A 22847-nucleotide genomic window follows, 5' to 3' on the forward strand; every position below is an offset into this window, starting at 1 on the left:
CATGACCGACCAGACCATCCTCATCACCCGCGACGATCACGTCGCCACCCTCACCCTCAACCGCCCGGACCGGTTGAACAGCTTCACCGCCGACATGCACGCCGAGCTGCGCCGCGCCATCCGCGAAGTCCATGATGCGCGCGTCCTCATCCTCACCGGCGCGGGGCGCGGTTTCTGTGCGGGCCAGGACCTCAACGACCGAAAGGTCGGCCCCAAGGATGCGGTCGATCTGGGCGAGACGGTCGAGGAGAGCTGGAACCCGCTCATCCGCACCATCGCCACCCTGCCCCAGCCGGTGCTGTGCGCGGTCAACGGCGTGGCCGCCGGTGCGGGCGCCAATATCGCGCTCGCCTGTGACATGACCTTCGCCGCCCGCTCGGCGCGCTTCATCCAGAGCTTTTCCGCATTGGGCCTCATCCCCGATTCGGGTGGCAGCTGGCACCTCCCCCGCCTCGTTGGCCAGCAGCGCGCGCTCGGTCTCGCGCTCACGGGCGAGCCGCTCGGCGCCGAGCAGGCCGCCGACTGGGGCCTTATCTGGAAGGTTGTCGAGGACGACCTCCTCATGGAAGAGGTCCGCGCCACCGCGCACAAGCTCGCTTCCCTGCCGCCTTTGGGCCTCGCCGCCATCAAGAAGCTCATCCGCACGACGGGCAGCCGCGACCTCGATCACGAGCTCGCACTCCAGCGCGACGAGATGCGCCGCCTCGGCTACACCGAGGACTATAAGGAAGGCGTCGCCGCCTTCCTCGAAAAGCGCAAGGCCACCTTCAAGGGCAAATAGCCTTCGCTCCACGAAAAAGGTCCGCCGATAGTCGATTCGACTGGCGTATCCGACCGTTCCTCCGGAAAATCGTTGCTCGGTTCGCGCCTGATCGCGGCCCGCGATCGCACCGACATGCCGCTCTGCCGCGTCATTTGTCGAACCGTTTAGACCGGTCGTCGTTCGCTTCTGTCGCCGGGTCATGGCACGACCTAGTCGAAAGGGATGAAAGTTCACGGCGACTATCATCGCGACGGCTATGCGCATCTCGAGCATGTGCTCGCGCCCGAGATCACGCGCGCCTTCCTCGGCAAGCTGCACCGCGACTTGGGCGGCGGCCCTATCGACATGCGGCGCATGAAGCAGGTCAATCTCGTCGAACGCCCGACCGCCGACATCTACGGCATGCATTATGCGCCGATGCTGGCGCTGTTGTGGGGACTGACGCCGACGATGGAGCAACTTGTGGGCAAGCGCCTCCTGCCGACCTACGACTATTTCCGCCTCTATCGCGAGGGCGATATCTGCCGGGTCCATCACGACCGCCCGAGCTGCGAGCACAGTCTCTCGCTCACTCTCGATTATGCTGATGACCGGATCTGGCCCATCGAGGTCGGGGCCGACGCGCGCGAGCCCAATGCCGGTGTCGACGAGGATTTCGGCAAGGAGGCGTTCAGTCGGATCGAGATGCGCGCGGGCGATGCGCTGCTCTACAATGGTGTCGCGCATCGGCACGGCCGCATCACCCGCAACCCCAATCGCTGGTCGGCGCACCTGTTCATGCATTGGGTCGATGCCGACGGCCCTTATGCGGACCATGCCTTCGACCAGCAGCCCGTGCCCGAGAAAATCGACTTCCAGTTCATTGCCTGAGCCGTCCGACGCCAGCGTCGCCCCTCGCCCCTCGCCCCTCGCCCGGCGCCACGCGCCGCTCGCCGCGCGCCGCGCGCCGCCAACTCCTTTTCGAGATCGGATCGCGGAAAAAACGCCCGACACTTCGGCGAGCATCGGGTGATGCCATAGCACCCCCTGCCCGTTCGAAGACCGATCGCACAGCCCTTCCCAGAGCCCTGTCGCCAAGACCAATGCCGCAGCACGCGACGCGGTGGTCTACCCCAAGACCCTTGTTAAGGCGGCCGCACCGCTGACCAGCCCCTGTGCCAGCGCCGCGCCGCACAGCACGCCGACCACACCGACGATCACCGAATGCAGCAGGGACGGCTCCTCAGCCCGCGCCTCATCACGCCTCCACTCATGCGCGTGCCGGGGCACCAGTCGCCGTAACTGCGCCTGTCGTCCGTCGGGCACCTCCGCACCCCCATGCGGCACGAGCAACGAACGACTGTCCTCGACCCGGCGTGGGTAGCTGTTCGGCACGTCGATCGCTGCCCGCTCCCATGCCGAGCGTGGCAGCTCGTCGGGGGTCGGGCGGCGCGGGGCCGGGTCGAAGCGGTGACGCATGTCCATGACCCGCTTCTACGCCTGCTCGGCCGCGAAGGCTCGAAAGAGAGGGTCCGAAACGGACCTCGACCCCCGCAGGTGACACCATCGAGGACGTGGAGAACATCGGTTGCCCCTTGCCCCCGCCCCCCGCTACGAGGGGCGCCGGACCCGCGTCAGGAGAGAGTGACCCCATGAAGACCGCCGAACTGATGAATTACGCCCGTGACGAATGGACGCGGGGCCAGGGCGATCTTCGCGCCATCCCCAGCGCCATCGACGGCAGCCCCATCGCCGCGACCGGTTCGGACGGCCTCGATTTCGCCGCCATGCTCGCCCACGCCCGCACCGTCGGCGGCCCCGCGCTGCGCGCCATGACCTTTCACGAACGCGCCTGGATGCTGAAGACGCTGGGTCTCGCCATCATGGAGCGAAAGGAAGAGCTGTACGCGCTCAATCCGCATTCGGGCGCCACGCGCAAGGATGGCTGGATCGACATCGACGGCGGCGCGCTCACGTTGCTGAGCTACTCCTCCACCGGGCGCAAGAAGCTGCCCGACGCCCATGTCCTCCTCGACGGCGAACAAGAGCCGCTCGCCAAGGAACCGGGCTTCGTCGGCCAGCATATCATGACGCCCAAACAGGGTGCGGCGGTCCACATCAACGCCTTCAATTTCCCCGTCTGGGGGATGCTCGAGAAGGTCGCGCCGACGCTGCTCGCGGGCATGCCCTGCATCGTGAAGCCCGCCACCGCGACCGCCTATCTCGCCGAAGCCGCCTTTCGCATCCTGATCGAGACGGGCGTACTGCCCGAAGGCGCGGTCCAGCTGATCGTCGGCGGGGTCGGCGACCTGTTCGACCATCTCACCGGCCAGGACGTCGTCAGCTTCACCGGCTCGGCGCAGACGGCGAACAAGCTCAAGAACCATCCGACTGTGCTGCGCGAGAGCGTCACCTTCGTCGCCGAACAAGACAGCCTCAACGCCTCCGTCCTCGGCCCCGACGCCACGGAGGGCAGCCCCGAATTCGCGATGTTTATCGACGAGGTCGTGCGCGAAATGACGGTCAAGGCGGGGCAGAAGTGCACCGCGATTCGCCGCGCGATCGTCCCCGCCGCGCAGCTCGACGCGGTCGAGAAGGCGATGACCGAGAAACTTTCCGCGCTCACCATCGGCGACCCGCGCGAGAAAGAGACCCAGCTGGGCGCCCTCGTCTCGTGCAGCCAGCGCGACGACGTCCGCGCCAAGATCGCCGAACTGGTGGAGGGCGGCGCGCGCGTCGTGTGCGGCGACCCCGATGCCAATGTCGGCACCGAGGGCGGCGCCTTCATCACCCCCTGCCTCCTGCGCGCCGACGATCCGTGGAGCGCCGATGCAGTGCATGACGTCGAGGCCTTCGGCCCCGTCGCCACCATCATGCCCTACAAGGACGTGGACGACGCCATCGCGCTCGCCAATCGCGGCATGGGCAGCCTCGCCTTGTCGATGTTCAGCCATGATCCCACCGCCGCCGCCACCTTCATCCGCGGTGCCGCCGCCTTTCACGGCCGCATGCTCGTCCTCAACCGCGACAATGCCAAGCTTTCGACCGGTCACGGCAGTCCCCTCCCCGTCCTCGTCCATGGCGGCCCTGGCCGCGCCGGCGGTTCGGAGGAAATGGGCGGCGTGCGCGGCCTGCATCATTATATGCAGCGCACCGCCATCCAATCGACCCCTTCGATGATCGCGGCGATCAGCGGCCAATATGTCGCGGGCGCGCCCAAGCACGAGAGCCCCGTCCACCCCTTCCGCCTCAAGATGAGCGAGATGGAATTGGGCCAGACCTTCTTTTCCAAGAGCCGTCAGGTGAACATCGAGGACATCGAACGCTTCGCCCGCTTCACCGGCGACACCTTCTACGCCCATATGGACGAGGAAGCCGCCAAGGCCTCGCCGATCTTCGAGGGCCGCGTCGCCCACGGCTATCTGATCCTCAGCTTCGCCGCCGGCCTGTTCGTCGACCCCGAGCCCGGCCCCGTCCTCGCCAACACCGGCATAGAGGATCTGAAGTTCCTCACCCCGCTCTATCCGGGCGACAGCATGCGCGTCGAACTCACGGTGAAGTCCAAGTCGATCAAGTCGGAAGAGACCGGGGTCGTGAAGTGGGCGGTCGAGATCTTCAACCAGGACGAAGAGCTCGTCGCGACCTACACACTCCTCACCGAAAACACGCCCTAGGCCCGGAACGATCGGCGATTTTCTCCCGTTAGTCTGTTGAATTTAGACAGAAAAGTGGGAGTACGACCATGCAGATCGATCAAGTCATGACCAAGGACATCAAGACGGTGTCGCCCTCGGAATCGGTGAAGAAGGCCGCGAGCTTCATGCTCAATGAAGATACCGGCTCGATTCCCGTCTGCGATGGCGACAAGCTCGTCGGGATGATCACCGACCGCGACGTTGCCGTGCGCGGCATCGCCGAAGGCAAGGACCCCGATTGTTCGGTCTCCGAACTCATGAGCAAGGACCCCGTGTGGATTCGCTCGAGCGACGACGTCGACACTGCCGCCCTCAAGATGAGCGAATGTCAGGTCCGTCGCCTGCCGGTGATCGACGAGAACGACAAGCTCGTCGGCATGGTGAGCCTCGGCGACATCGCCCGTCAGACCGATGGCGATGCCGAAGATATCGCGCTGGAAGGCGTCAGCGAACGCGGCGAACTGCACCAGCAGTCGTAGTACGACATAACGAGAGAGAGTTTCTTCCGCCGCCGTGCGGAAGGATGACAGGGGCGCGGATGGCCATGGCCATCCGCGCCTCTTTCGTCATGGTGGCGGCGCGAGTTTTTCCTTATCCGTCGCCCCAGCGAAGGCTGGGGCCCATGACATCGCGCCTTCATCCGAGCGCCCGAGCGACGCGCCGACATGGATTTCAGCCTTCGCTGGGATGACGGATGATAGGGACACGTCTCCCAACGCGACAAAGGGGCCCGAAAGCCTTTCGCTCCCGAGCCCCTCATTGTCTTGTCCGCCAACCCGCGCTTAGCCGAGCTTTGTGATCGCCTCGTCGATCAGCTTGGCGTCGGTCGCCTCGTCCGCCTTGGCGGCGATGATCTTGGCCGATGCATCGCGCGCGGCGTTGGCGGCGAGCGCTTTCAGCTCGGCAACCGCGGCACGCTGCTCGGCAGCGATCTTCGCTTCAGCCATCGCCTGCTTGCGCTTGACCATGTCCTTGGCGTCGGCCTCGGCCTTGGCGACCAGCGCGCTAGCGTCTTCCTCGGCGCGGGCGCGGATCGCGTCGGCGTCCTTCTTGGCCGCTTTCGCCTTGGCCTCATATTCGGACCGGAGCGCTCCGGCTTCGGCGCGCAACTGCTTGGCCTCGTCGAGCTGCGCCTTGATCGCCTCGATCTTGGCGTCGAGTGACTTGCCGATTGCGGCAGGCACCTTCTTCCACAGCATCAGCGCGATGACCGCGAGCATGGCGAAGGCCACCCAAACGGCGCCATCTTCGAAATAGCCGTATTGGGCAGGCGCGTCCTCGTGGGTCGCGACCGGCACGTCGATCACGGCGTCGCCAGGCAGGTTAGCCATTGGCCAATTCCTTCTTCACCGCGCTGGTGGCGGTGCGCTTGTCGACCTTGAGACCGGCAACTTTCAGCACCATCGCCTGCGTCGCTTCGGCGGCCAGCGCCTCCAGCTCGGCCCGCGCGGCGGTGCGCTGCGCATCGAGTTCGGCGGCCGCCTCGGCCAGCGTCGCGTCGATGCCCTTGTCGGCCTTCGCCAGCGCCTTTTCGGTCCGCTCGGCGGCGGCTTCCTTGGCGTTGGCGTTGAATTTGGCCGCGTCGGCGCGGGCGGCATCGAGGTCAGCGCGATAGCCTTCCTCGAGACCGTCCGCCGCCTTTTGCGCGGCTTCGGCTTCCTTGAGGTCGGCTGCGATCTTGTCGTCGCGCAGGTCGACCGTCTTCTGGATCTTGGGCACCATGCCATAGCCGATGAAGACCAGGATGGCGCCGAAGAAGACCGTCAGCCAGAACAGCTGCGAGGCATAGATTTCAGCAATCTGTGCAAGTTGCGGCATGTGCCGACCCCTTGGAAGCTAAAGTGTTGTTACGCGACGAAGAGCAGGATCATCGCGACGACGAACGCCAGCAGGCCGAGAAGTTCGGCAGCGGCGAAGCCGATGAACAGGCGACCCTGCTGGCCGTCAGCGGCGGCCGGGTTGCGCAGCGCGCTCTCGAGGAACGAGCCGAAGACGTTACCAACGCCAAGGGCGGCCATACCAACGCCAATCGCGGCGAGACCGGCACCGAGCAGCTTTGCGGCTTCTGCGTCCATTTTAAAAACTCCTGTGTTGAAAATTCTGGGATTAGTGAAGGTTGATCGCGTCGTTGAGATACAGCGACGTGAGCAGGGCGAAAACATAGGCCTGGATACCGGCGACGAGGATCTCGAGCATCGAGATGCCGATCATCAGGATGAAGCTGGGCACCGAGACGATCGCGAGCGTCATGATGCCGCCGGCAGTCCCGTTGATGACGAAGCCCGCCAGCACCTTGAGCAGGATATGCCCCGCGGTCATGGCGACGAAGAGACGAAGGCCGAGGCTGATCGGGCGGAACATGAAGCTGAACAGCTCGATCAGGAAGATGAGCGGGACCATCACGGTCGGCGTGCCGTGCGGCACGAACAGGCTGAAGAAATGGAGCTTGTGACGCCAGAAACCGACCACCAGCACGAGAAGGAAGCTCACGATGGCGAGCACCCCGGTGATGGTGATGTGGCTGGTCACGGTAAAGGCATGGAGTCCCGCCGCTGCCGTCGGCAGCAGGCCGAGGAGGTTGGCGAACAGGATGAACATGAACAGGCTAAAGACATAGGGCACGAACTTGCGCCCCTCCTTGCCGATGTTCGTGTCGATCATCGAGGTGATGAAGCCAGTAAAGCCCTCGACCGCCATCTGCCAGCGGCCGGGCACGAGCTCGCGGCGCATGCCGCCGAGCATGAACAGGCCGAGCACGACCAGCGTCAGCGCCATCCACGCCGCCGAGTTGGTGAAGGGGATTTGATATCCCGCGATTTCCCAACCCTGCCCGAAGAGGGGCTGCACCTCGAACTGGTGCATCGGATCGATCTTGCCGCCTTCTGCCACTGTGCTCACTCGCTCTTGTCGCCGGGCACGCGCCCGGTGGAAATTCTCACGATGCTCCAGAACCCGCCGATGATCCCGAGGATCAGGCCGATCACCAGAGCCGCGCCCCCCGTGCCGGCCAGACGGTCCACCGTCCAGCCCATGAGGGCACCGCCGAACAGGCCACCGAGGAGGTAGGACAGGACGCGTCCCCCTTGCGCTTCTGACGTGTCGCGCGCGGGGCGATTGGCGCCGGTCCGCTCCGCCTCCCGTTCCTGTGCGGCTCGTAGTCGCTCTTCAAGCGAATCGATCCGCACGTCCTCGGGGGTTTCGGGCACCTGCCTGTCGGATCCGTTCTCGGCCATGCTTTCTCCCGTAAACCAAGTGCCAGCTTCGGAAGCGAAACTGGCACGACGGCCCGGGGCTTCGAACGAGCCCGCCAGAGGCGCCGCCCCTTTATGAAGCGAGGCCCGGAGTGTCAACCGCCAGCGGGAACGGTTCGCCGCCTTTTTGCGCTTGTCCGTTCGATCCCCGCACTCTTAACTCGGACGATGTCGATGCGCTTTGCCCCTCTCGCCGCCCTACCCGTCGCCCTCGGCCTTGCCGCCTGCCAGCAGCAACAGACCTCGAGCCCCCCGCCAGCAGCGACCACGGCCGACCCGCCCGCGCCGCCTGCCATCGCCGACACGCCCAAGGCGGTAAAGATCGCCGAGAAGGACAATATGGTCGACTTCGAGATGTCGTGGCCCGCCGAGGCCGCCGCCATCCCGGCGCTCGATGCCCGCTTCCGCAAGGAAGCGCCCGAGCGGCTCGCCACGCTACGCGAAATGGCGGCCGAGGAAGCCGCCATGTTCGCCGAGATGAAGCGCCCCTTCAACGGCTTTCAGTCAGCGATGACCTGGACCGCCGCGGGCCAGAGCGAGCGCCTCCTCAGCCTCGACGGCGTCTACAGCGCCTATATGGGCGGCGCGCATCCAAACTGGAACGCGACCGAACTGTTGTGGGACCGCGATGCCGATGCGCCGATCCCGGTCGCCCACCTGTTCGGCGGCAACGAGGCGCTCACCGCCGCCCTGTCGCAGCGTTTCTGCACCGACCTCGATGCCCAGCGTCTCGAACGGCGCGGCGAGGTGATCGACGGCTTCAACGATTGCCCGCCCCTCGACGGCGTCTCCGTGGTCCCCACCGACCGCGACGGCAATGGTCGCTTCGAACGCTTCGTCATCACCGCCGCCCCATATGCCGCCGGCCCCTATGCCGAGGGCGGCTACGACATCGACCTGCCCGTCGACGACGCGATCCTCGACCAGCTTGATGCGGCCTTCCTCGCCGATTTCGAGACGGCGTCGTAACGAGCCTTGGCGGAAGCGCCCCGCCCCGCTAGCCTACCCCTTGCCGAATCCTCGTGGAGCCAACCGCCCATGCACCGTTCGGCCTGCCTTTCATGAACGACCTCGCCCCGCTCGATGCCGCCGGCCACCGCGCGCGGCTGCGCCAGCGCTTCCTCGAGGAGGGTGAAACCGCGCTGCTCGATCACGAGCTGGTCGAATATCTTCTCACCCTCGCCAATCGCCGCGGCGACACCAAGGCGCTCGCCAAGCGCCTCCTCAAGCAAGCCGGCGGCTATGCCGAATTGCTTGAGGCCGATGTCGGCACGTTGCGCGCCGAAGGGCTGACCGACCCGCAGATCGGCGCGCTCAAGATCGCGCAAGCCACCGCGCGCCGCCTCCTCGAAAAACGCGCCGAAGGCCGCGACCTCCTGTCGAGTTGGCAGGCGGTGACCGACTATCTCCATGCCAAGATGGCCTGGCGCGGCACCGAGGAGGTGCGTTGCCTCTTCCTCGACACCAAGAATCGCCTCATCGCCAACGAATGCCTGTTCGAGGGCACGGTCGATGAAAGCGCGGTTCATGTGCGCGAAGTGCTCGCCCGTGCGCTCGCACTTCACGCCAGCGCGCTCATCCTCGTCCACAACCACCCCTCGGGCGACCCCACCCCCAGCCGCGCCGACATTCGCCTGACGCGCGAGATCGCCGAGGCCGCGCGCCCGCTCAAGATCCTCCTCCACGACCATGTCATCGTCGGTGCGATGCACGAACCACTAAGCCTGCGCAGCCAAGGGCACCTTTAGTCCGGTTGTAACCCCCTCCTCGCCCTGCTAGTCGCCGCCGAAACGAACCGCTTTCGGAGCTTCCCCATGGTCCCCCGCTACGCCCGCCCCGAGATGACCGCCATCTGGGACACCGAGAACCGCTATCGCATCTGGTGGGCGATCGAGGTATTCGCCGCCGAGGCGATGGGGCAGATCGGCATGATCGATGTTGACGATGCCAGGACCATCCGCCGCGCCTATGACGACAATGTGCTGGGCGAGATCGACGTCCCCGCCATCGACGCCATCGAGGCGGTCACCAAGCATGACGTCATCGCCTTCCTGACCTGGGCGGGCGAGAAGCTCGGCCCCGAACGCCGCTGGCTCCACCAGGGCATGACCAGCTCGGACGTGCTCGACACCAGCCTCGCGGTCCAGCTCACCCAGTCGGCCGACCTGCTCATCAAGGGCATGGAAACGCTGCTGGAAACGCTCAAGCGCCGCGCATACGAGCATAAGACGACCCCGACCATGGGCCGCAGCCACGGCATCCACGCCGAACCCACCAGCTTCGGCTTGAAGCTCGCGCAGGCCTACGCCGAATTCGACCGCGGCCTCGCCCGCCTGAAGAGCGCCCGCGAGGAGATCGCCACCTGCGCCATCTCGGGCGCGGTCGGCACCTTCGCCAATATCGACCCGCGCATCGAGGAGCATGTCGCCAAGGAACTCGGCCTCAAGCCCGAACCCGTCTCGACGCAGGTCATCCCGCGCGATCGCCACGCCGAATATTTCGCCACGCTGGCGGTCATCGCCTCGTCGGTCGAGCGTCTCGCGGTCGAGATCCGCCACCTCCAGCGCACCGAAGTGCTCGAGGCCGAGGAATATTTCTCGCCCGGCCAGAAGGGCTCGTCGGCCATGCCGCACAAGCGCAACCCCGTGCTGACCGAAAACCTCACCGGCCTTGCCCGCATGGTCCGCGCCTATGCGCTGCCCGCGCTCGAGAATGTCGCCCTCTGGCACGAGCGCGACATCAGCCACAGCTCGGTCGAGCGCTTCATCGGCCCCGACGCCTGCATCACCCTCGACTTCGCGCTCGCCCGCCTCAACGGCGTCATGGACAAGCTCATCGTCTACCCCGAGCGGATGCAGAAGAATCTCGACCGCATGGGCGGGCTCATCCATTCACAGCGCGTCCTCCTCGCCCTCACCCAGAAGGGCCTATCGCGCGAGGACAGCTATGCCATCGTCCAGAAGAACGCGATGCGCGTGTGGGAATCCGATGGCCAACTAAAGCTGCTCGATCTCCTCAAGCAGGACGATCAGGTCACCGCCAAGATGACCGACGAGGAACTCGAAGGCCTGTTCGACCTCGACCATCATCTCGCCCGCGTCGACACCATTTTCGGCCGCGTGTTCGGCACTTGAACGTCCGTGCCTCATTGAAGGCCGCGACCGATGCGCGGCACGAGGCGCTCGACGACCTCTTCTCCACGCTCGACCTGACGAGGCCGGAGGATTACGCCCGCTTCCTCCTCGCGCAGGCCGCCGCGCTCCTCCCCTATGAGTCCGCGCTCGACCATGCCGGCGCCGCGACCATCCTTCCCGACTGGCCCGCGCATCGCCGCGGCCCCGCGCTGCTCGCCGACCTCGATGCACTGGGCCACGACCTGCCCCCGCCGGTCGCGATCGCTCCGGTCATCACCATCCCCGACATCCTCGGCACCCTATACGTCCTCGAGGGCTCGCGGCTCGGCGGCGAGGTCATCCGCCGCGGTCTGCCACCCGGCACGCCGACCGCCTTTCTCGCGCACGCCTCGCCTACCCGCTGGCCGGAATTCGTTGCGCTTCTTGAACAAAATCTGGCATCACCCGTTGACCGTGCCGTGGCAGAGCGGGCCGCCATCCTGGCGTTCGAGGCCTTCGCGCGCGCTGCCGATGCGTATGTGGGGAATGAATGACCAAGGCTGAAGACTTCGAAGGTCCCGTCGACCTGACCAATTGCGACCGCGAGCCCATTCATCTCCTGGGCGGCATCCAGCCGATCGGATTCCTCGTCGCTTTCTCGCTCGACTGGCAGATCATGCGCTATTCGGCGAACCTGTCCGACTTCCTCCCGGTGCGAGACGAACCCCTCGGCCAGCGCGCGCAGGAATTCCTCTCGGGCGAGGCGATCCATGCGCTGCGCAATCGCCTCGCGCTGCTGCGCGGCGAGGATGCGCTCGAACGCCTCTTCCGTCTCCAATTGAACGAGGGAGACGAGAAAACCTACGACGTCGCGCTGCACATGTCGCAGGGCATGATCGTGCTGGAAGCCGAGCTAACGCGCGAAAAGGAATATGGCGATGCCAGCGGCATGGTCCGCTCGATGGTCGGCCGCCTCGACAGCGCCCCCGACATGAAGGGTTTCCTGCGCGAAGGCGCCCGCCAGGTCCGCGCGTTCACCGGCTATGACCGCGTCATGATCTACAAATTCGATCGCGACGGGTCGGGCGAGGTCGTCGCCGAGGCCGCCAAGTCGGGCATCGGCACCTTCCTCGGATTGAACTACCCCGCCAGCGACATCCCCAAGCAGGCGCGCGAACTCTATCTGCGCTCGCTGATGCGCGTCATCACCGATGTCGACGCCGAGCCCGTGCGCATCCTGCCGGCGCAGGATCTCGATGGCAATCCGATCGACCTCTCCCTTTCGGTGCTGCGCGCGGTCAGTCCGATACACATCGAATATCTCAAGAATATGGGGGTGCAGGCCACTCTCACCCTGTCGATCATCACCGAGGGCAAGCTGTGGGGCATGATCGTGGCCCATCATTACAGCCCCCGCGCGCCCGGCTTCGAACGCCGCTCGGTCGCCGAGCTGTTCGGTCAGCTTTTCGCCATGCGCGTGGAATCGCGCGAACGACAGGAACTGATGGCGCTCGAGCGTCAGGCCCGCGACATGTCGGACCAACTCCTGGGCGCAATCGCCACCGATGAATCGCTGCTGCGCGATCCGCAATGGTTCTCCGACATCATCACCGGGGTCGTCCCCGCCGATGGCGTCGGCGTGTGGATCAACGGCAATTACGCCTTTGCCGGCTCCACCCCCGACACCGCACAGTTCGCCCGCATCGTCCGCTCCTTGAACGGCACTGCGGCGGGCCGGGTCTTCGCCACCGACCGTATCGCCAGCGTCGTCGACGGTGCCGATGCCTTTGCCGACAAGGCCGCCGGCATGCTCGCCATCCCGATCAGCCGCACCCCGCGCGACTATGTCGTCCTGTTCCGCGAGGAACGCATCCGCTCGGTCCGCTGGGCGGGCAACCCGCAAAAGCCCGCCAGCTATGGTCCCAACGGCACCCGCCTCCACCCGCGCGAAAGCTTTGAAGAGTGGAAGGAACTGGTCGAGGGCAAGTCCCGACCCTTTACCGAGACCGAAAAACGCATCGCCGAACAGCTTCGCGCCACCCTCATCGAGGTCGTGCTGCGCCTGTCCGACGAGGCGAGCCAGGAACGTCAGGCGGCCAACGACCGGCAGGAATTGCTGATCGCCGAACTTAACCACCGCGTGCGCAACATTCTGTCGCTGATCCGCGGCCTCATCCGCCAGTCCAAGCCCAGCGACGGCACCCCGATCGAGGATTTCGTGGCGATGGTCGACGGGCGCATCCATGCCCTCGCCCGCGCCCACAACCAGATCACCGAGGATCATTGGGGCCCGGCGCAGTTCCAGCAGCTGATCGACGCCGAGGTCGCCGCCTTCCTCGTCGAACAGAAGGACCGCGTCTCGACCGACGGTCCCGGCATCCTCCTCAATCCGCAGGCCTATTCGACCATGGCGCTCGTCATCCACGAACTGGTCACCAACAGCGCCAAATATGGCTCCTTGTCGGATTCGGGCAGCGTCCACGTCGACTGGCACGTGGACGCGACCGAGCATCTCCACATCCACTGGACCGAGCGCGATGGCCCGCCGGTCTCCGAGCCGACTCGCAAGGGTTTCGGCACCACCATCATCGAACGCTCGGTGCCCTACGATCTCGGCGGCAAGGCGCGGATGGACTATCGTCCCGAGGGGTTGAAAGCCTCCTTCATCATCCCGCCGCGCCATCTCACGCTGCGCAGCGGCAGCGAGGGTCGCTTCGCCACCAGCGATACGCCCCAGCCCGCGCCCCAGCGCCATCAGGTCAATACCAAGGAAGGCGCCAACGAACGGCTGCTCGAAGCCAAGAATATCCTGCTCGTCGAGGACAGCCTCATCATTGCCTTGGACGCCGAGGACATCCTCACCCGTCTAGGCGCGGCGCGGGTCACGACCGAGGCCAGCGTCGAGGGCGCCATCGCCGCGATCGACCATCTCAAGCCCGACTTCGCGGTGCTCGACATCAACCTTGGCGACACCAACAGCTTCCGCATTGCCGACGTGCTCGACGATCACGACGTGCCCTTCGTTTTCGCCACCGGCTATGGCGAACAGGCCTCGCTGCCCGAGCAGCATCGCCAGCGCGTCGTCCTGCAAAAGCCCTATACGATCGGCACGGTCAGCCGCCGCCTAGACGAATATTTCCGCGGCGAGGGCTGATCCGCCCCCGCCTCAGCGCGGGCTATAGTCGGTCTCGCCCTTGAGGCTCTTGTACACCGCCTCGATGAACTTCGATGCGCTGATGAAGCCTTCTTCGACCGCATAGGGGGCGGTCAGCCCGCGCGCCTGGACCGTGTCGAGCGTCTCGCCCGCCGCAATCCCTTCCGCCACCCCATCGCGGATCGCCACCAGCATGTCATGATATTCATGCAGGTCCGCATGGGTCGCGATCGGCCCATGGCCGGGGATCACCGTCCAGTCGCCGTCGATGGCATCGAGCGCGCCGCGCACCGCCGCGATCACGCCGTCGATCGATCCGCCCGCGCCAAGGTCGATGAACGGCCAGGTCGCATCCTTGAAATAGGTGTCCCCCATGTGGACCACCTTCTGATCTTCGAACCAGACGATGCTGTCGCCGTCGGTGTGCGCATGATGGACGTGCTGCACCCGGATGCGCTCGCCGTTCAGATGCATGTCCATCTCGCTGTCGAAGGTGACGACGGGGATGCGCATCCATTCCTCCGCGCTCGCCTCGCCCGCGTCGGCGGCCTCGGCCACTTCCTGCGCGATGCGGGTGCGCGCGTTGCGATGCGCGACCACATGGCCGCCCGCCATCCGCATCCGCTCGTTCGCGCCACTATGGTCGCCATGATAATGGGTGTTGACGACAAAGCTCAGCGGCGCATCGCTCAGCCCCTCGATCGCCGCCACCAAGGCGTCGCCGGTGCGGTCATATTTGTCGTCGATCAGGACGAGCCCTTCCTCGCCCCGGTGCAGCGCCACATTGCCGCCCGGCCCGAACAGCACGCACAGCGCCTCGCTGAGGCACTGGCTGGTGATGTCATTGTTCTGCGCGGCAGCGGGCGCGGCGAGCATGGTGGCGGCCATCAGACCGGCGAGAAGCGGAAAACGCATGGATGGTCCCCTGTTGTTACCTCACCCCAACAACAGCCGATCGCACGCGGTTCCGCCAGCCTCTCCCTTGGGCCTAGCCCTCGAACATTTCCTTGATACGACCGAAGAAGCCCTTGGTCGCCGGACATTCGTCGCCCGTCTCGGTGGCGCGGAACTCCTCGAGCAATTCCTTCTGTTTCTTCGACAGCTTGACCGGTGTCTCGACATGGACCCGCGCGATCATGTCGCCGCGACCCGTCTGGTTCACAACCGTCATGCCAGCCCCGCGCTTTTGCAGCACTTCGCCCGACTGGATGCCGGGCTTGATCTTGAAGGCAACCGCATTGCCATCGACGCCGGGCACCTCGACCTCGCCGCCCAGGGCCGCCGTGGTGAAGCTGACCGGCACCTCGGCGACCAGCGCCGAACCGTCGCGTGCGAAAATGGGATGCCGCGCCATATGCACGAACAGGTAGAGATCGCCGCCCGGCGCGCCCCGCACGCCCGCCTCGCCCTCGCCGGCCACGCGGATGCGATTGCCCTCGTCCACGCCCGCCGGGATATCGACCGACAGCTTGCGCTTCTTGAGCATGCGCCCTTCGCCGTTGCAGTGGGTGCACGGATCGGCGACCATCTGCCCCGTCCCGTTGCACGCCGCGCAGCCGCGCTCGACGAGGAAGAAGCCCTGCTGGGCGCGCACCTTGCCCGCACCGCCGCAGGTCTCGCACGTCACCGGCTTCGAGGTCCCGGCCGAGCCATTGCCCTCGCACGGCACGCACGGCGCCATCGCCTCGATGGTGATCGTCTTCTCGGTGCCCGCGAAGGCTTCCTCGAGTGTCAGGTCGAGATCGTAGCGCAAATCCGCGCCGCGTCCCGGCGAAGGCCGCGCGCGACCGCGCCCGGCCGCGCCCGCCATCTCGCCGAAGATCGAGGAGAAGATATCGGAGAAATCGGCGCCCGCGCCGCCGCCGCCAAACGGATTGCCTCCGCCCGGCCCACCGCCCTCGAAGGCGGCCTTGCCGAAGCGGTCGTAGGCGGCGCGCTTCTGCGGATCCTTGAGGACGTCATAGGCCTCGTTGATCTGTTTGAAGCGCTGCTCCTTGTCGCTGCAGCCATTGTGGCGGTCGGGATGGCAGTCCATCGCCGCCTTGCGATAGGCGCGCTTGATCTCGCCGGCATCGGCGCCGCGCTCGACCCCCAGAAGGTCGTAATAGTCGGTATCGGCCATCAATCGGTCCCACCCCGGACTTGCAAAGGCGCCGTCCTCGGATAAGAGAACGGCGCCCGCATGGCCTTAATTGGCCTTTTCGTCTTCGTCGACTTCGCTGAATTCGGCGTCGACGACATCCTCGTCGTCGCCCGAACCCGCATCGGCGCTGCCGGTATCGCCAGCCTGCGCTTCGGCGCCCTGCGCCTGTTCGGCCTGGTAGATCGCCTGGCCGAGCTTCATGGCTTCCTGCGCCAGCGCTTCCGACTTCGACTTGATCGCCTCGGCGTCATCGCCGCCAAGCGCGTCCTTGAGTTCGGTCAGCTTGGCCTGGATTTCCGCCTTGGTCGCTTCGTCGACCTTGTCGCCATGCTCCTCGAGCTGCTTCTCGGTCGTGTGGACGAGGCTGTCGGCCTGGTTGCGGACCTCGGCCACTTCCTTGCGCTTCTTGTCGTCCTCGGCGAACTGCTCGGCTTCCTGCACCATCTTCTCGATGTCGCTGTCGGACAGACCGCCCGATGCCTGGATGCGGATCTGCTGTTCCTTGCCGGTGCCCTTGTCCTTGGCCGACACGTTGACGATGCCGTTGGCGTCGATGTCGAAAGTTACCTCGATCTGGGGCACGCCGCGCGGCGCGGCGGGAATGCCGACGAGGTCGAACTGGCCGAGCATCTTGTTGTCGGCCGCCATTTCGCGCTCACCCTGGAAGACGCGGATCGTCACCGCATTCTGGTTATCGTCGGCGGTCGAGAAGGTCTGGCTCTTCTTCGTCGGGATCGTCGTGTTGCGATCGATCATCCGGGTGAAGACACCGCCCAGCGTCTCGATCCCGAGCGACAGCGGGGTGACGTCCAGAAGCAGCACGTCCTTGACGTCGCCCTGGAGGACGCCCGCCTGGATCGCCGCGCCCATGGCGACGACTTCATCGGGATTGACGCCGGTGTGCGGCTTCTTGCCGAAGAACTGTTCGACCGTCTCGCGCACCTTGGGCATGCGGGTCATGCCGCCGACCATCACGACCTCGTCGATCGCGCTGGCGTCGACGCCCGCATCCTTCAGCGCCTTCTTGCACGGCTCGAGGGTGCGCTTGATGAGGTCGCCGACGAGCTTCTCGAGATCGGCGCGGGTGATCGTCTCGACAAGGTGCAGCGGGGTCGAGGCGCCGCCTTCCATGCGCGCGGTGATGAAGGGCTGGTTGACCTCGGTCGTCTGCGCCGAGGACAATTCGATCTTCGCCTTCTCGGCCGCTTCCTTGAGGCGCTGCAGCGCGAGGCGGTCCTTGCGAAGGTCGATATTTTCCTTCTTGTTGAACTGGTCAGCAAGATATTCGACGATCGCGGCGTCGAAGTCCTCACCACCGAGGAAGGTGTCGCCGTTCGTGGACTTCACCTCGAAGACGCCGTCGCCAAGCTCGAGGATCGAGATGTCGAAGGTGCCGCCGCCAAGGTCGTAGACCGCGATGGTCTTGTTACCTTCCTGCTTGTCGATGCCATAGCCCAATGCCGCAGCAGTCGGCTCGTTGATGATGCGCAGCACCTCGAGGCCCGCGATCTGGCCGGCGTCCTTGGTCGCCTGGCGCTGGGCGTCGTTGAAATAGGCCGGCACGGTGATGACCGCCTGCGTGACCGTCTCGCCAAGATAGGCTTCGGCGGTTTCCTTCATCTTTTGGAGGATGAAGGCCGAGATCTGCGAGGGCGAGAAGTCCTTGCCGCCCGCCTTGACCCAGGCGTCACCGTTCGATCCCTTGACGATGTCATAGGGGACGAGCTCGGTGTCCTTCTTGGTGATGGGATCGTCGTAGCGACGCCCGATGAGGCGCTTGACCGCGAACACGGTATTGTCGGGGTTGGTGACCGCCTGGCGCTTGGCCGGCTGACCGACGAGGCGTTCGCCATCCTTGGTGAAGGCGACGATCGACGGGGTCGTACGCGCGCCTTCCGAATTTTCGATAACCTTGGGCTTGCCGCCTTCCATGACGGCGACGCAGCTGTTGGTGGTACCAAGGTCGATGCCGATGACTTTGGACATTCAGTTTCCCTCTCTGATGCGCCCCGTTTCCCCGTGGGGCGTTGTCGAAAAATGGTTCGATCGCGATATAGGGAGGGCTTTCACGCTGACAAGGGATGACGCTTTTTTGACGGCGCAGGTCGTTGAAACGACAGCATTTTTCGACCAACCGGAATGCACCGCTACGGGCTTTGTGCTATATCGGCGGCTCGACTGGACGTTCGTTTCATCACCCCGCCAGCCGATCGTTCTTCAACGCTTGAAAGAGGAGACGGTCACCATGGCCCAACAAGGAACAGTCACCGCGTATAACGACACCCACCGCTGCGGGGTCATCACCTGCGCGGATGGCAGCGAGATGCGCGTCGAACCGCGCGACCTCGATGCCTCGGGGCTCGATCACCTGACCCGCAATTGCAAGGTGACGTTCGATCCCGCGATCGATGCCGAAGGCCGTATCCACGCGCAGCGCATCACGCAATTGCAGGATCCCACCATCGTCGCGGGCCGCACCGCATCGATGGCGCAGCTTCACGCCGCCGGGTTCAATTCGATCTTCTGACGCCAGATGGGGTCGGGGCGCCCCGACCCCGTCGATCCTGTCGCGCCAAGGCGCGCAGGCCGTCCGCGTCGCCTCGGCTCTCGAGGCTCAGACCATCGCCATCCCGCCGTTCACGTGCAGCGTCTGGCCGGTCATATAGCCGGCCTCGTCGCTGGCGAGATAGGCGACCGCTGCGCCGATATCGTCGCCCGAGCCCATCTTGCCCATCGGGATCTTCGACAGGATCGTTTCCTTCTGCTTGTCGTCCAATGCATCGGTCATGGCCGAGGTCATGAAGCCCGGCGCCACGCAATTCACCGTGATATTCCGGCTCGCCACTTCCTGCGCGAGGCTCTTCGACATGCCGACAAGACCCGCCTTGGCGGCGACATAATTCATTTGCCCGGGATTGCCCGTCTGGCCGACCACCGAGCTGATGTTGACGATCCGCCCGCCGCGCGCGCGCATCATCGGCTTCACCGCCGCGCGCATCAGTCGGAAGGCCGCCTCGAGGTTGACCTTGATGACGTCGTTCCACTCGTCATCCTTCATCCGCATCGCCAGATTGTCGCGCGTGATGCCGGCATTGTTGACGAGGATGTCGAGCTTGCCGAGCTTCTCCACGGCGGCAGGCACCAGCCCGTCGACCGCATCCGCATCGGACAGGTTGCACAGCAGCGCGACATGATCGCCGCCCAGTTCATCGGCGAATGCCTGCAGCTTGGCCTCGTTCGACCCCGACAGCGCGATCCGCGCGCCCTGCGCGCGCAGCGCCTTGGCGATCGCCGAGCCCAGACCACCGGAAGCGCCCGTCAGCAGCGCGGTTTTTCCTTCGAGTGAGAACATTAGATTTCCTTCGCAAACGCTTCGAGGTCGGCCATCGTCACCAGGCTCGTCGCCTGTGCATCGGGCACGATCTTCTTGACCATGGGGGCGACGACCTTGCCGCCCACCTCGACGAAATGGGTCACGCCCTGTTCGGCCATATAGGCCACGCTCTCGCGCCAGCGCACCCGGCCCGTCACCTGCTCGACCAGCTGGCTGAGGATTGCCGGCGCTTCCGAGGAGGCTTCAGCGGTCACGTTCGCCACCAACGGCACCGACGGCGCGACCGGCTTATGCTCGGACAGCGCCACCGCCATGCGGTCGCCTGCGGGGCGCATCAGCGAACAATGGAAGGGCGCCGAAACGGGCAGCAGGATCGCCCGCTTGGCACCCATTTCCTTGGCGCGCTCGACCACTCGTGCGATCGCATCGGCATGGCCCGACAGCACCACCTGGCCCGGATCGTTATCATTGGCGACCTCGCACACCTGCCCCTCGGCGCAGGCCTCGGCGATCTCCTGTGCCTTGGCGATATCGACCCCGAGCAGCGCCGCCATCGCGCCGACGCCGACCGGCACCGCTTCCTGCATGGCATTGCCGCGAATACGCAAGAGCTTGGCCGTCTCGGCCAGCCCGAAGCTGCCCGCGCCGCACAGCGCCGAATATTCGCCGAGGCTGTGGCCGGCCACGAACGCCGCCTTGTCGGCAAGGTCGATCCCGCTGGCCCGCAGCACGGCGATCGAATGCGCCATGATCGCGGGCTGGGCATTGGCGGTCATGGTGAGATCGTCGGCCGGCCCTTCGGCCATCAACGCGAACAATCGCTGCGACAGCGCCTCGTCGACCTCGGCGAAGGTGTCGCGCGCGGCGGTGCTGGCCTGCGCCAGTTCCACGCCCATGCCGACCTTCTGGCTACCCTGTCCGGGAAAGATGAAAGCGTACATCGAATGTCCTCCCTGTTGCCGCCTCGCCTAGAAGGCGCCGCGACACGGCGCAAGACCGCCGCGCGCCGAAAATTCCGCTTGGAACTTCGCTCGCTTTGGACCATTGGACCGGCTCAACAGGGGGAATTGATGCGGTCCGGCACCCAACGCCGGGCCGTTTTTGCGTAGTTAAAGGACTGAATTAAATGAAGAAGATCATGTTTGCCACCGCCGCTGCGGCCGCCGCGCTTGCCGCCACCCCGGCCGCCGCCCAGAGCAGCGACACCGAAGTCTATGTCGGCGCCAGCCTCGGCTACCACCAGATCGACGAGATCGACTTCAACGAGATCGGTCTCGACGCCACCACCGACATCGACGGCATCACCTACGGCGCCTTTGCCGGCGTGACCCTGCCGACCGAAGGCAATATGGTCCTCGGCCTCGAAGGCAACTTCAACCTCGGCAACAACAGCATCGACAGCGAATATGGCTTCAGCGGCCTGATCGGCACCCGCGTCGGCGGCGGCAAGGTCTACCTGCGCGGTGGCTATCAGTGGGTCGACCTCGACACCAACGACATCTTCAACGATGTCGCCGACGACCTCGCGCTCACCCCCGCCGAGCGTGAAGAGCTGATCGACCTCGGCGACGACGCCCTCGACGGCAGCGACGTCGGCCATGGCTATCTCGTCGGCATCGGCGGCGACTTCGGTCTCGGCGGCGGCGCCTTCGTGCGCGCGAACCTCGACACCATCGAGTTCGACACCATCCGCCTGACCACCGGCGTCGGCTTCGCCTTCTAAGGCACCGACTTTCGGGACAAGAAGAAGGGGCCGGGTGGCATCGCGCCGCCCGGCCCCTTTTTTGTCGCCGCGCCCTGGGCGCCGCGCGATCAATGCGTGGTCATGCCGCCGTCGACGAAATATTCGCTGGCCGTCACATAGGCCGCATCGTCCGACAGCAGGAAGGCCGCGACCGCCGCCACTTCATCGCTATTGCCGAAGCGTCCGAGGATCGTCGATTTCTTGATGCGCTCGGCCATCTCCTGCTTTTCCTCGTCGCTCATCCCCCCCGACTTGTCCGAATAGACATCGAGGAAGCCGGTATCGATCGGCCCCGGCGCGATCGAATTGACGCGGATACCGCGCGGCCCGAGTTCGCGCGCCCAGCTCTTGGAAAAGGCGTTCATCGCCGCCTTGGTCGCGGCATAGACCGCCCCGCCCGGCATCCCCGTATAAGGCGCCACCGACGAGGTCAGCAGCACGCCCGCCCCGTCGTTCAGCTTGCCCGAAAGCTGTGTCATCTGCAGCACCGGCCCGAGGTTGTTCACGTGCACCATCTTTTCGAACATTTCCTTGTCGGTACCGTCGATCGGGGTCTGCGCGCCAAAGCCCGCGTTGAGGAACAAACCATCCAATCCGCCCATCTTGTCGACCTTTTCGGCCAGCTCTTTCGCCGCTTCCGGATCGGACGCGTCGTTTCGAAGAACGAGGCTCGCATCGGGAAGCTCGCGCCCGGCTTGGTCGAGATGTTCCTGGCTCGTGCCGGTGACCGCCACCTCGCCGCCTTCCGCGACGATCCGCTTGGCGGTCGCCAGCCCGATGCCATTGGTGCCGCCGGTGATGAGGATGCGCTTGCCGTCGAAGCGATTGGCCATGGAAATTCTCCGTTGATGTGAAAGGGTTCGCAAACGCAACCCGTCCTGTCTTGTCCCCGTTCCGCCCTTCCCTCAGCCATGCGACCAAGCGCTTGCATTTTCGGACCATTCCCGTCATAGGCGCCCCCGCAAGCCCTGCAGGCGGAAGCGATTCCCCCTGCCCGGCTGGCATGAATGCAGAAGACAGCCGGAGGGGTGGTACGCATGGTGCGGCCATCAGCGATCGGCCAACATGAGAGAATTGATATGGCTCTTTACGAGCATATCTTCCTCGCGCGTCAGGACCTTGCGCAAGCACAGGTCGACACCCTGACGGAAGACGCCGGGAAGATCATCGCCGACAATGGCGGCAAGGTCGTCGAGACCGAAAACTGGGGCCTCAAGAGCCTCGCCTACAAGATCCAGAAGAACCGCAAGGCGCATTTCGTGATGCTGCGGCTCGACACGCCCCCCGCGGCGGTCGAAGAGCTGGAACGCCAGACCCGCATCAACGAAGACGTGGTTCGCTACATGACCATCCGCGTCGACGCGCATGAAGACGGCCCGTCCGTCCAGCTGCGCAAGAACGAGCGCGACACCCGTCGCGGCAAGAAGGAGCGCAACTAATGGCCCGTCCGTTCTTCCGCCGTCGCAAGTCCTGCCCCTTCTCGGGCAATGACGCGCCCGTCATCGATTACAAGGACACGCGCCTGCTCTCGGGTTTCATCTCCGAGCGTGGCAAGATCGTCCCCTCCCGCATCACCGCAGTGTCGGCCAAGAAGCAGCGCGAACTCGCCAAGGCGATCAAGCGTGCGCGTCACATCGGCCTGCTGCCCTACGTCGTTAAGTAAGGAGAACC

The 22847-nt window shown here is 65.3% G+C and carries 25 protein-coding genes; 13 read left to right on the plus strand and 12 right to left on the minus strand.

From position 1 onward, the window contains the following. Position 1: 1 nt before the first annotated feature. A complete protein-coding gene (gene paaG, locus NUW51_RS05765) occupies positions 2–781 on the plus strand; it encodes a 2-(1,2-epoxy-1,2-dihydrophenyl)acetyl-CoA isomerase PaaG (RefSeq protein ID WP_265563607.1) in 780 nt (259 codons plus the stop codon). 204 nt (positions 782–985) lie between these two features. Next, a complete protein-coding gene (locus NUW51_RS05770) occupies positions 986–1633 on the plus strand; it encodes a hypothetical protein (RefSeq protein WP_265563608.1) in 648 nt (215 codons plus the stop codon). A gap of 237 nt (positions 1634–1870) precedes the next feature. Here NUW51_RS05770 and NUW51_RS05775 read toward each other — a convergent pair whose 3' ends face one another. Further along, the gene (locus tag NUW51_RS05775) at positions 1871–2227 is read right to left on the minus strand and encodes a hypothetical protein (protein WP_265563610.1); all 357 of its coding nucleotides are present in this window, start codon (positions 2225–2227) and stop codon (positions 1871–1873) included. Positions 2228–2394: 167 nt separating this feature from the next. On the opposite strand from NUW51_RS05775, the gene paaZ reads away from it, so the two are divergent. After that, positions 2395–4416: a phenylacetic acid degradation bifunctional protein PaaZ gene (paaZ, locus tag NUW51_RS05780; RefSeq protein WP_265563612.1), complete on the plus strand. Its 2022-nt coding sequence runs from the start codon at positions 2395–2397 to the stop codon at positions 4414–4416. Positions 4417–4484: 68 nt separating this feature from the next. Then, positions 4485–4916, plus strand: coding sequence for a CBS domain-containing protein (locus tag NUW51_RS05785; protein ID WP_265563614.1), 432 nt, complete (start codon positions 4485–4487; stop codon positions 4914–4916). Between the two features lie 303 nt (positions 4917–5219). Here the strand turns inward: NUW51_RS05785 and NUW51_RS05790 are convergent, their stop codons facing one another. The 5 genes from NUW51_RS05790 to NUW51_RS05810 are packed head-to-tail and all read right to left on the minus strand — an operon-like array spanning position 5220 to position 7670. Beyond that, positions 5220–5768: a F0F1 ATP synthase subunit B family protein gene (locus NUW51_RS05790; protein ID WP_265563616.1), complete on the minus strand. Its 549-nt coding sequence runs from the start codon at positions 5766–5768 to the stop codon at positions 5220–5222. Next, entirely contained in the window at positions 5761–6255 is a 495-nt protein-coding gene (locus tag NUW51_RS05795; protein ID WP_265563618.1) for a F0F1 ATP synthase subunit B family protein, read from the minus strand. Before NUW51_RS05795 ends, NUW51_RS05790 begins: the two co-directional genes overlap by 8 nt. A gap of 29 nt (positions 6256–6284) precedes the next feature. Next, positions 6285–6512 (minus strand): F0F1 ATP synthase subunit C, encoded by a 228-nt coding sequence (locus NUW51_RS05800; protein ID WP_085217225.1) that lies wholly within the window; start codon positions 6510–6512, stop codon positions 6285–6287. Positions 6513–6543: 31 nt separating this feature from the next. Continuing rightward, positions 6544–7299 carry a F0F1 ATP synthase subunit A gene (locus NUW51_RS05805; RefSeq protein WP_265587938.1) on the minus strand — a complete coding sequence of 252 codons (756 nt, stop codon included), beginning with the start codon at positions 7297–7299 and terminating at the stop codon, positions 6544–6546. 32 nt (positions 7300–7331) lie between these two features. Further along, positions 7332–7670 carry an AtpZ/AtpI family protein gene (locus tag NUW51_RS05810; protein WP_265563620.1) on the minus strand — a complete coding sequence of 113 codons (339 nt, stop codon included), beginning with the start codon at positions 7668–7670 and terminating at the stop codon, positions 7332–7334. A gap of 192 nt (positions 7671–7862) precedes the next feature. Between NUW51_RS05810 and NUW51_RS05815 the strand changes: the two genes are divergently transcribed. From NUW51_RS05815 to NUW51_RS05835, 5 genes are all read left to right on the plus strand, one after another. Then, entirely contained in the window at positions 7863–8657 is a 795-nt protein-coding gene (locus NUW51_RS05815) for a PdaC/SigV domain-containing protein (protein ID WP_265563623.1), read from the plus strand. 92 nt (positions 8658–8749) lie between these two features. After that, the gene (gene radC / locus NUW51_RS05820) at positions 8750–9436 is read left to right on the plus strand and encodes a RadC family protein (RefSeq protein ID WP_265563625.1); all 687 of its coding nucleotides are present in this window, start codon (positions 8750–8752) and stop codon (positions 9434–9436) included. Positions 9437–9502: 66 nt separating this feature from the next. Then, positions 9503–10822, plus strand: coding sequence for an adenylosuccinate lyase (purB, locus tag NUW51_RS05825; RefSeq protein WP_265563627.1), 1320 nt, complete (start codon positions 9503–9505; stop codon positions 10820–10822). Next, entirely contained in the window at positions 10819–11355 is a 537-nt protein-coding gene (locus NUW51_RS05830) for a biliverdin-producing heme oxygenase (RefSeq protein WP_265563629.1), read from the plus strand. The genes purB and NUW51_RS05830 overlap by 4 nt, the downstream gene beginning before the upstream one ends. Then, a complete protein-coding gene (locus NUW51_RS05835) occupies positions 11352–13955 on the plus strand; it encodes an HWE histidine kinase domain-containing protein (protein ID WP_265563631.1) in 2604 nt (867 codons plus the stop codon). Before NUW51_RS05830 ends, NUW51_RS05835 begins: the two co-directional genes overlap by 4 nt. A 12-nt stretch (positions 13956–13967) precedes the next feature. Here NUW51_RS05835 and NUW51_RS05840 read toward each other — a convergent pair whose 3' ends face one another. The 3 genes from NUW51_RS05840 to dnaK form a co-directional block, all read right to left on the minus strand. Then, positions 13968–14870 (minus strand): MBL fold metallo-hydrolase, encoded by a 903-nt coding sequence (locus NUW51_RS05840; RefSeq protein ID WP_265563632.1) that lies wholly within the window; start codon positions 14868–14870, stop codon positions 13968–13970. A gap of 73 nt (positions 14871–14943) precedes the next feature. Further along, complete coding sequence (dnaJ, locus tag NUW51_RS05845) at positions 14944–16080, minus strand: molecular chaperone DnaJ (RefSeq protein WP_265563634.1); 1137 nt, start codon at positions 16078–16080, stop codon at positions 14944–14946. A gap of 63 nt (positions 16081–16143) precedes the next feature. After that, the gene (gene dnaK, locus NUW51_RS05850) at positions 16144–18084 is read right to left on the minus strand and encodes a molecular chaperone DnaK (RefSeq protein WP_265563638.1); all 1941 of its coding nucleotides are present in this window, start codon (positions 18082–18084) and stop codon (positions 16144–16146) included. On the opposite strand from dnaK, the gene NUW51_RS05855 reads away from it, so the two are divergent. Then, on the plus strand, positions 18071–18625 hold the full coding sequence (locus tag NUW51_RS05855) for a hypothetical protein (RefSeq protein WP_265563640.1): 555 nt from the start codon (positions 18071–18073) through the stop codon (positions 18623–18625). The genes dnaK and NUW51_RS05855 overlap by 14 nt on opposite strands. An 87-nt stretch (positions 18626–18712) precedes the next feature. Here NUW51_RS05855 and fabG read toward each other — a convergent pair whose 3' ends face one another. Together fabG and fabD are read right to left on the minus strand one after the other, a co-directional pair. Next, positions 18713–19450, minus strand: coding sequence for a 3-oxoacyl-[acyl-carrier-protein] reductase (fabG, locus tag NUW51_RS05860; RefSeq protein ID WP_265563643.1), 738 nt, complete (start codon positions 19448–19450; stop codon positions 18713–18715). Continuing rightward, positions 19450–20373 carry an ACP S-malonyltransferase gene (gene fabD / locus NUW51_RS05865; RefSeq protein WP_265563645.1) on the minus strand — a complete coding sequence of 308 codons (924 nt, stop codon included), beginning with the start codon at positions 20371–20373 and terminating at the stop codon, positions 19450–19452. The genes fabG and fabD overlap by 1 nt, the downstream gene beginning before the upstream one ends. A gap of 185 nt (positions 20374–20558) precedes the next feature. On the opposite strand from fabD, the gene NUW51_RS05870 reads away from it, so the two are divergent. Next, complete coding sequence (locus NUW51_RS05870; protein WP_265563647.1) at positions 20559–21155, plus strand: outer membrane beta-barrel protein; 597 nt, start codon at positions 20559–20561, stop codon at positions 21153–21155. 89 nt (positions 21156–21244) lie between these two features. Here the strand turns inward: NUW51_RS05870 and NUW51_RS05875 are convergent, their stop codons facing one another. Continuing rightward, complete coding sequence (locus NUW51_RS05875; protein WP_265563650.1) at positions 21245–22009, minus strand: SDR family oxidoreductase; 765 nt, start codon at positions 22007–22009, stop codon at positions 21245–21247. A 246-nt stretch (positions 22010–22255) separates the two neighbouring features. On the opposite strand from NUW51_RS05875, the gene rpsF reads away from it, so the two are divergent. Next, positions 22256–22615 (plus strand): 30S ribosomal protein S6, encoded by a 360-nt coding sequence (gene rpsF / locus NUW51_RS05880; RefSeq protein ID WP_265563653.1) that lies wholly within the window; start codon positions 22256–22258, stop codon positions 22613–22615. Beyond that, on the plus strand, positions 22615–22839 hold the full coding sequence (rpsR, locus tag NUW51_RS05885; protein WP_265563654.1) for a 30S ribosomal protein S18: 225 nt from the start codon (positions 22615–22617) through the stop codon (positions 22837–22839). The genes rpsF and rpsR overlap by 1 nt, the downstream gene beginning before the upstream one ends. Positions 22840–22847: the final 8 nt, after the last annotated feature.

It is taken from the genome of Sphingomicrobium arenosum, assembly GCF_026157085.1.
GTDB classification, from domain to species: Bacteria; Pseudomonadota; Alphaproteobacteria; order Sphingomonadales; family Sphingomonadaceae; genus Sphingomicrobium; species Sphingomicrobium arenosum.

Coding starts and splice junctions, on each gene's coding strand:
- paaG (WP_265563607.1), top strand. CDS start 2: ATGACCGACCAGACCATCCTCATCACCCGCGACGATCACGTCGCCACC.
- NUW51_RS05770 (WP_265563608.1), top strand. CDS start 986: ATGAAAGTTCACGGCGACTATCATCGCGACGGCTATGCGCATCTCGAG.
- NUW51_RS05775 (WP_265563610.1), bottom strand. CDS start 2,227: ATGGACATGCGTCACCGCTTCGACCCGGCCCCGCGCCGCCCGACCCCC.
- paaZ (WP_265563612.1), top strand. CDS start 2,395: ATGAAGACCGCCGAACTGATGAATTACGCCCGTGACGAATGGACGCGG.
- NUW51_RS05785 (WP_265563614.1), top strand. CDS start 4,485: ATGCAGATCGATCAAGTCATGACCAAGGACATCAAGACGGTGTCGCCC.
- NUW51_RS05790 (WP_265563616.1), bottom strand. CDS start 5,768: ATGGCTAACCTGCCTGGCGACGCCGTGATCGACGTGCCGGTCGCGACC.
- NUW51_RS05795 (WP_265563618.1), bottom strand. CDS start 6,255: ATGCCGCAACTTGCACAGATTGCTGAAATCTATGCCTCGCAGCTGTTC.
- NUW51_RS05800 (WP_085217225.1), bottom strand. CDS start 6,512: ATGGACGCAGAAGCCGCAAAGCTGCTCGGTGCCGGTCTCGCCGCGATT.
- NUW51_RS05805 (WP_265587938.1), bottom strand. CDS start 7,299: ATGCACCAGTTCGAGGTGCAGCCCCTCTTCGGGCAGGGTTGGGAAATC.
- NUW51_RS05810 (WP_265563620.1), bottom strand. CDS start 7,670: ATGGCCGAGAACGGATCCGACAGGCAGGTGCCCGAAACCCCCGAGGAC.
- NUW51_RS05815 (WP_265563623.1), top strand. CDS start 7,863: ATGCGCTTTGCCCCTCTCGCCGCCCTACCCGTCGCCCTCGGCCTTGCC.
- radC (WP_265563625.1), top strand. CDS start 8,750: ATGAACGACCTCGCCCCGCTCGATGCCGCCGGCCACCGCGCGCGGCTG.
- purB (WP_265563627.1), top strand. CDS start 9,503: ATGGTCCCCCGCTACGCCCGCCCCGAGATGACCGCCATCTGGGACACC.
- NUW51_RS05835 (WP_265563631.1), top strand. CDS start 11,352: ATGACCAAGGCTGAAGACTTCGAAGGTCCCGTCGACCTGACCAATTGC.
- NUW51_RS05840 (WP_265563632.1), bottom strand. CDS start 14,870: ATGCGTTTTCCGCTTCTCGCCGGTCTGATGGCCGCCACCATGCTCGCC.
- NUW51_RS05855 (WP_265563640.1), top strand. CDS start 18,071: ATGACTTTGGACATTCAGTTTCCCTCTCTGATGCGCCCCGTTTCCCCG.
- dnaK (WP_265563638.1), bottom strand. CDS start 18,084: ATGTCCAAAGTCATCGGCATCGACCTTGGTACCACCAACAGCTGCGTC.
- fabG (WP_265563643.1), bottom strand. CDS start 19,450: ATGTTCTCACTCGAAGGAAAAACCGCGCTGCTGACGGGCGCTTCCGGT.
- fabD (WP_265563645.1), bottom strand. CDS start 20,373: ATGTACGCTTTCATCTTTCCCGGACAGGGTAGCCAGAAGGTCGGCATG.
- NUW51_RS05870 (WP_265563647.1), top strand. CDS start 20,559: ATGAAGAAGATCATGTTTGCCACCGCCGCTGCGGCCGCCGCGCTTGCC.
- NUW51_RS05875 (WP_265563650.1), bottom strand. CDS start 22,009: ATGGCCAATCGCTTCGACGGCAAGCGCATCCTCATCACCGGCGGCACC.
- rpsF (WP_265563653.1), top strand. CDS start 22,256: ATGGCTCTTTACGAGCATATCTTCCTCGCGCGTCAGGACCTTGCGCAA.
- rpsR (WP_265563654.1), top strand. CDS start 22,615: ATGGCCCGTCCGTTCTTCCGCCGTCGCAAGTCCTGCCCCTTCTCGGGC.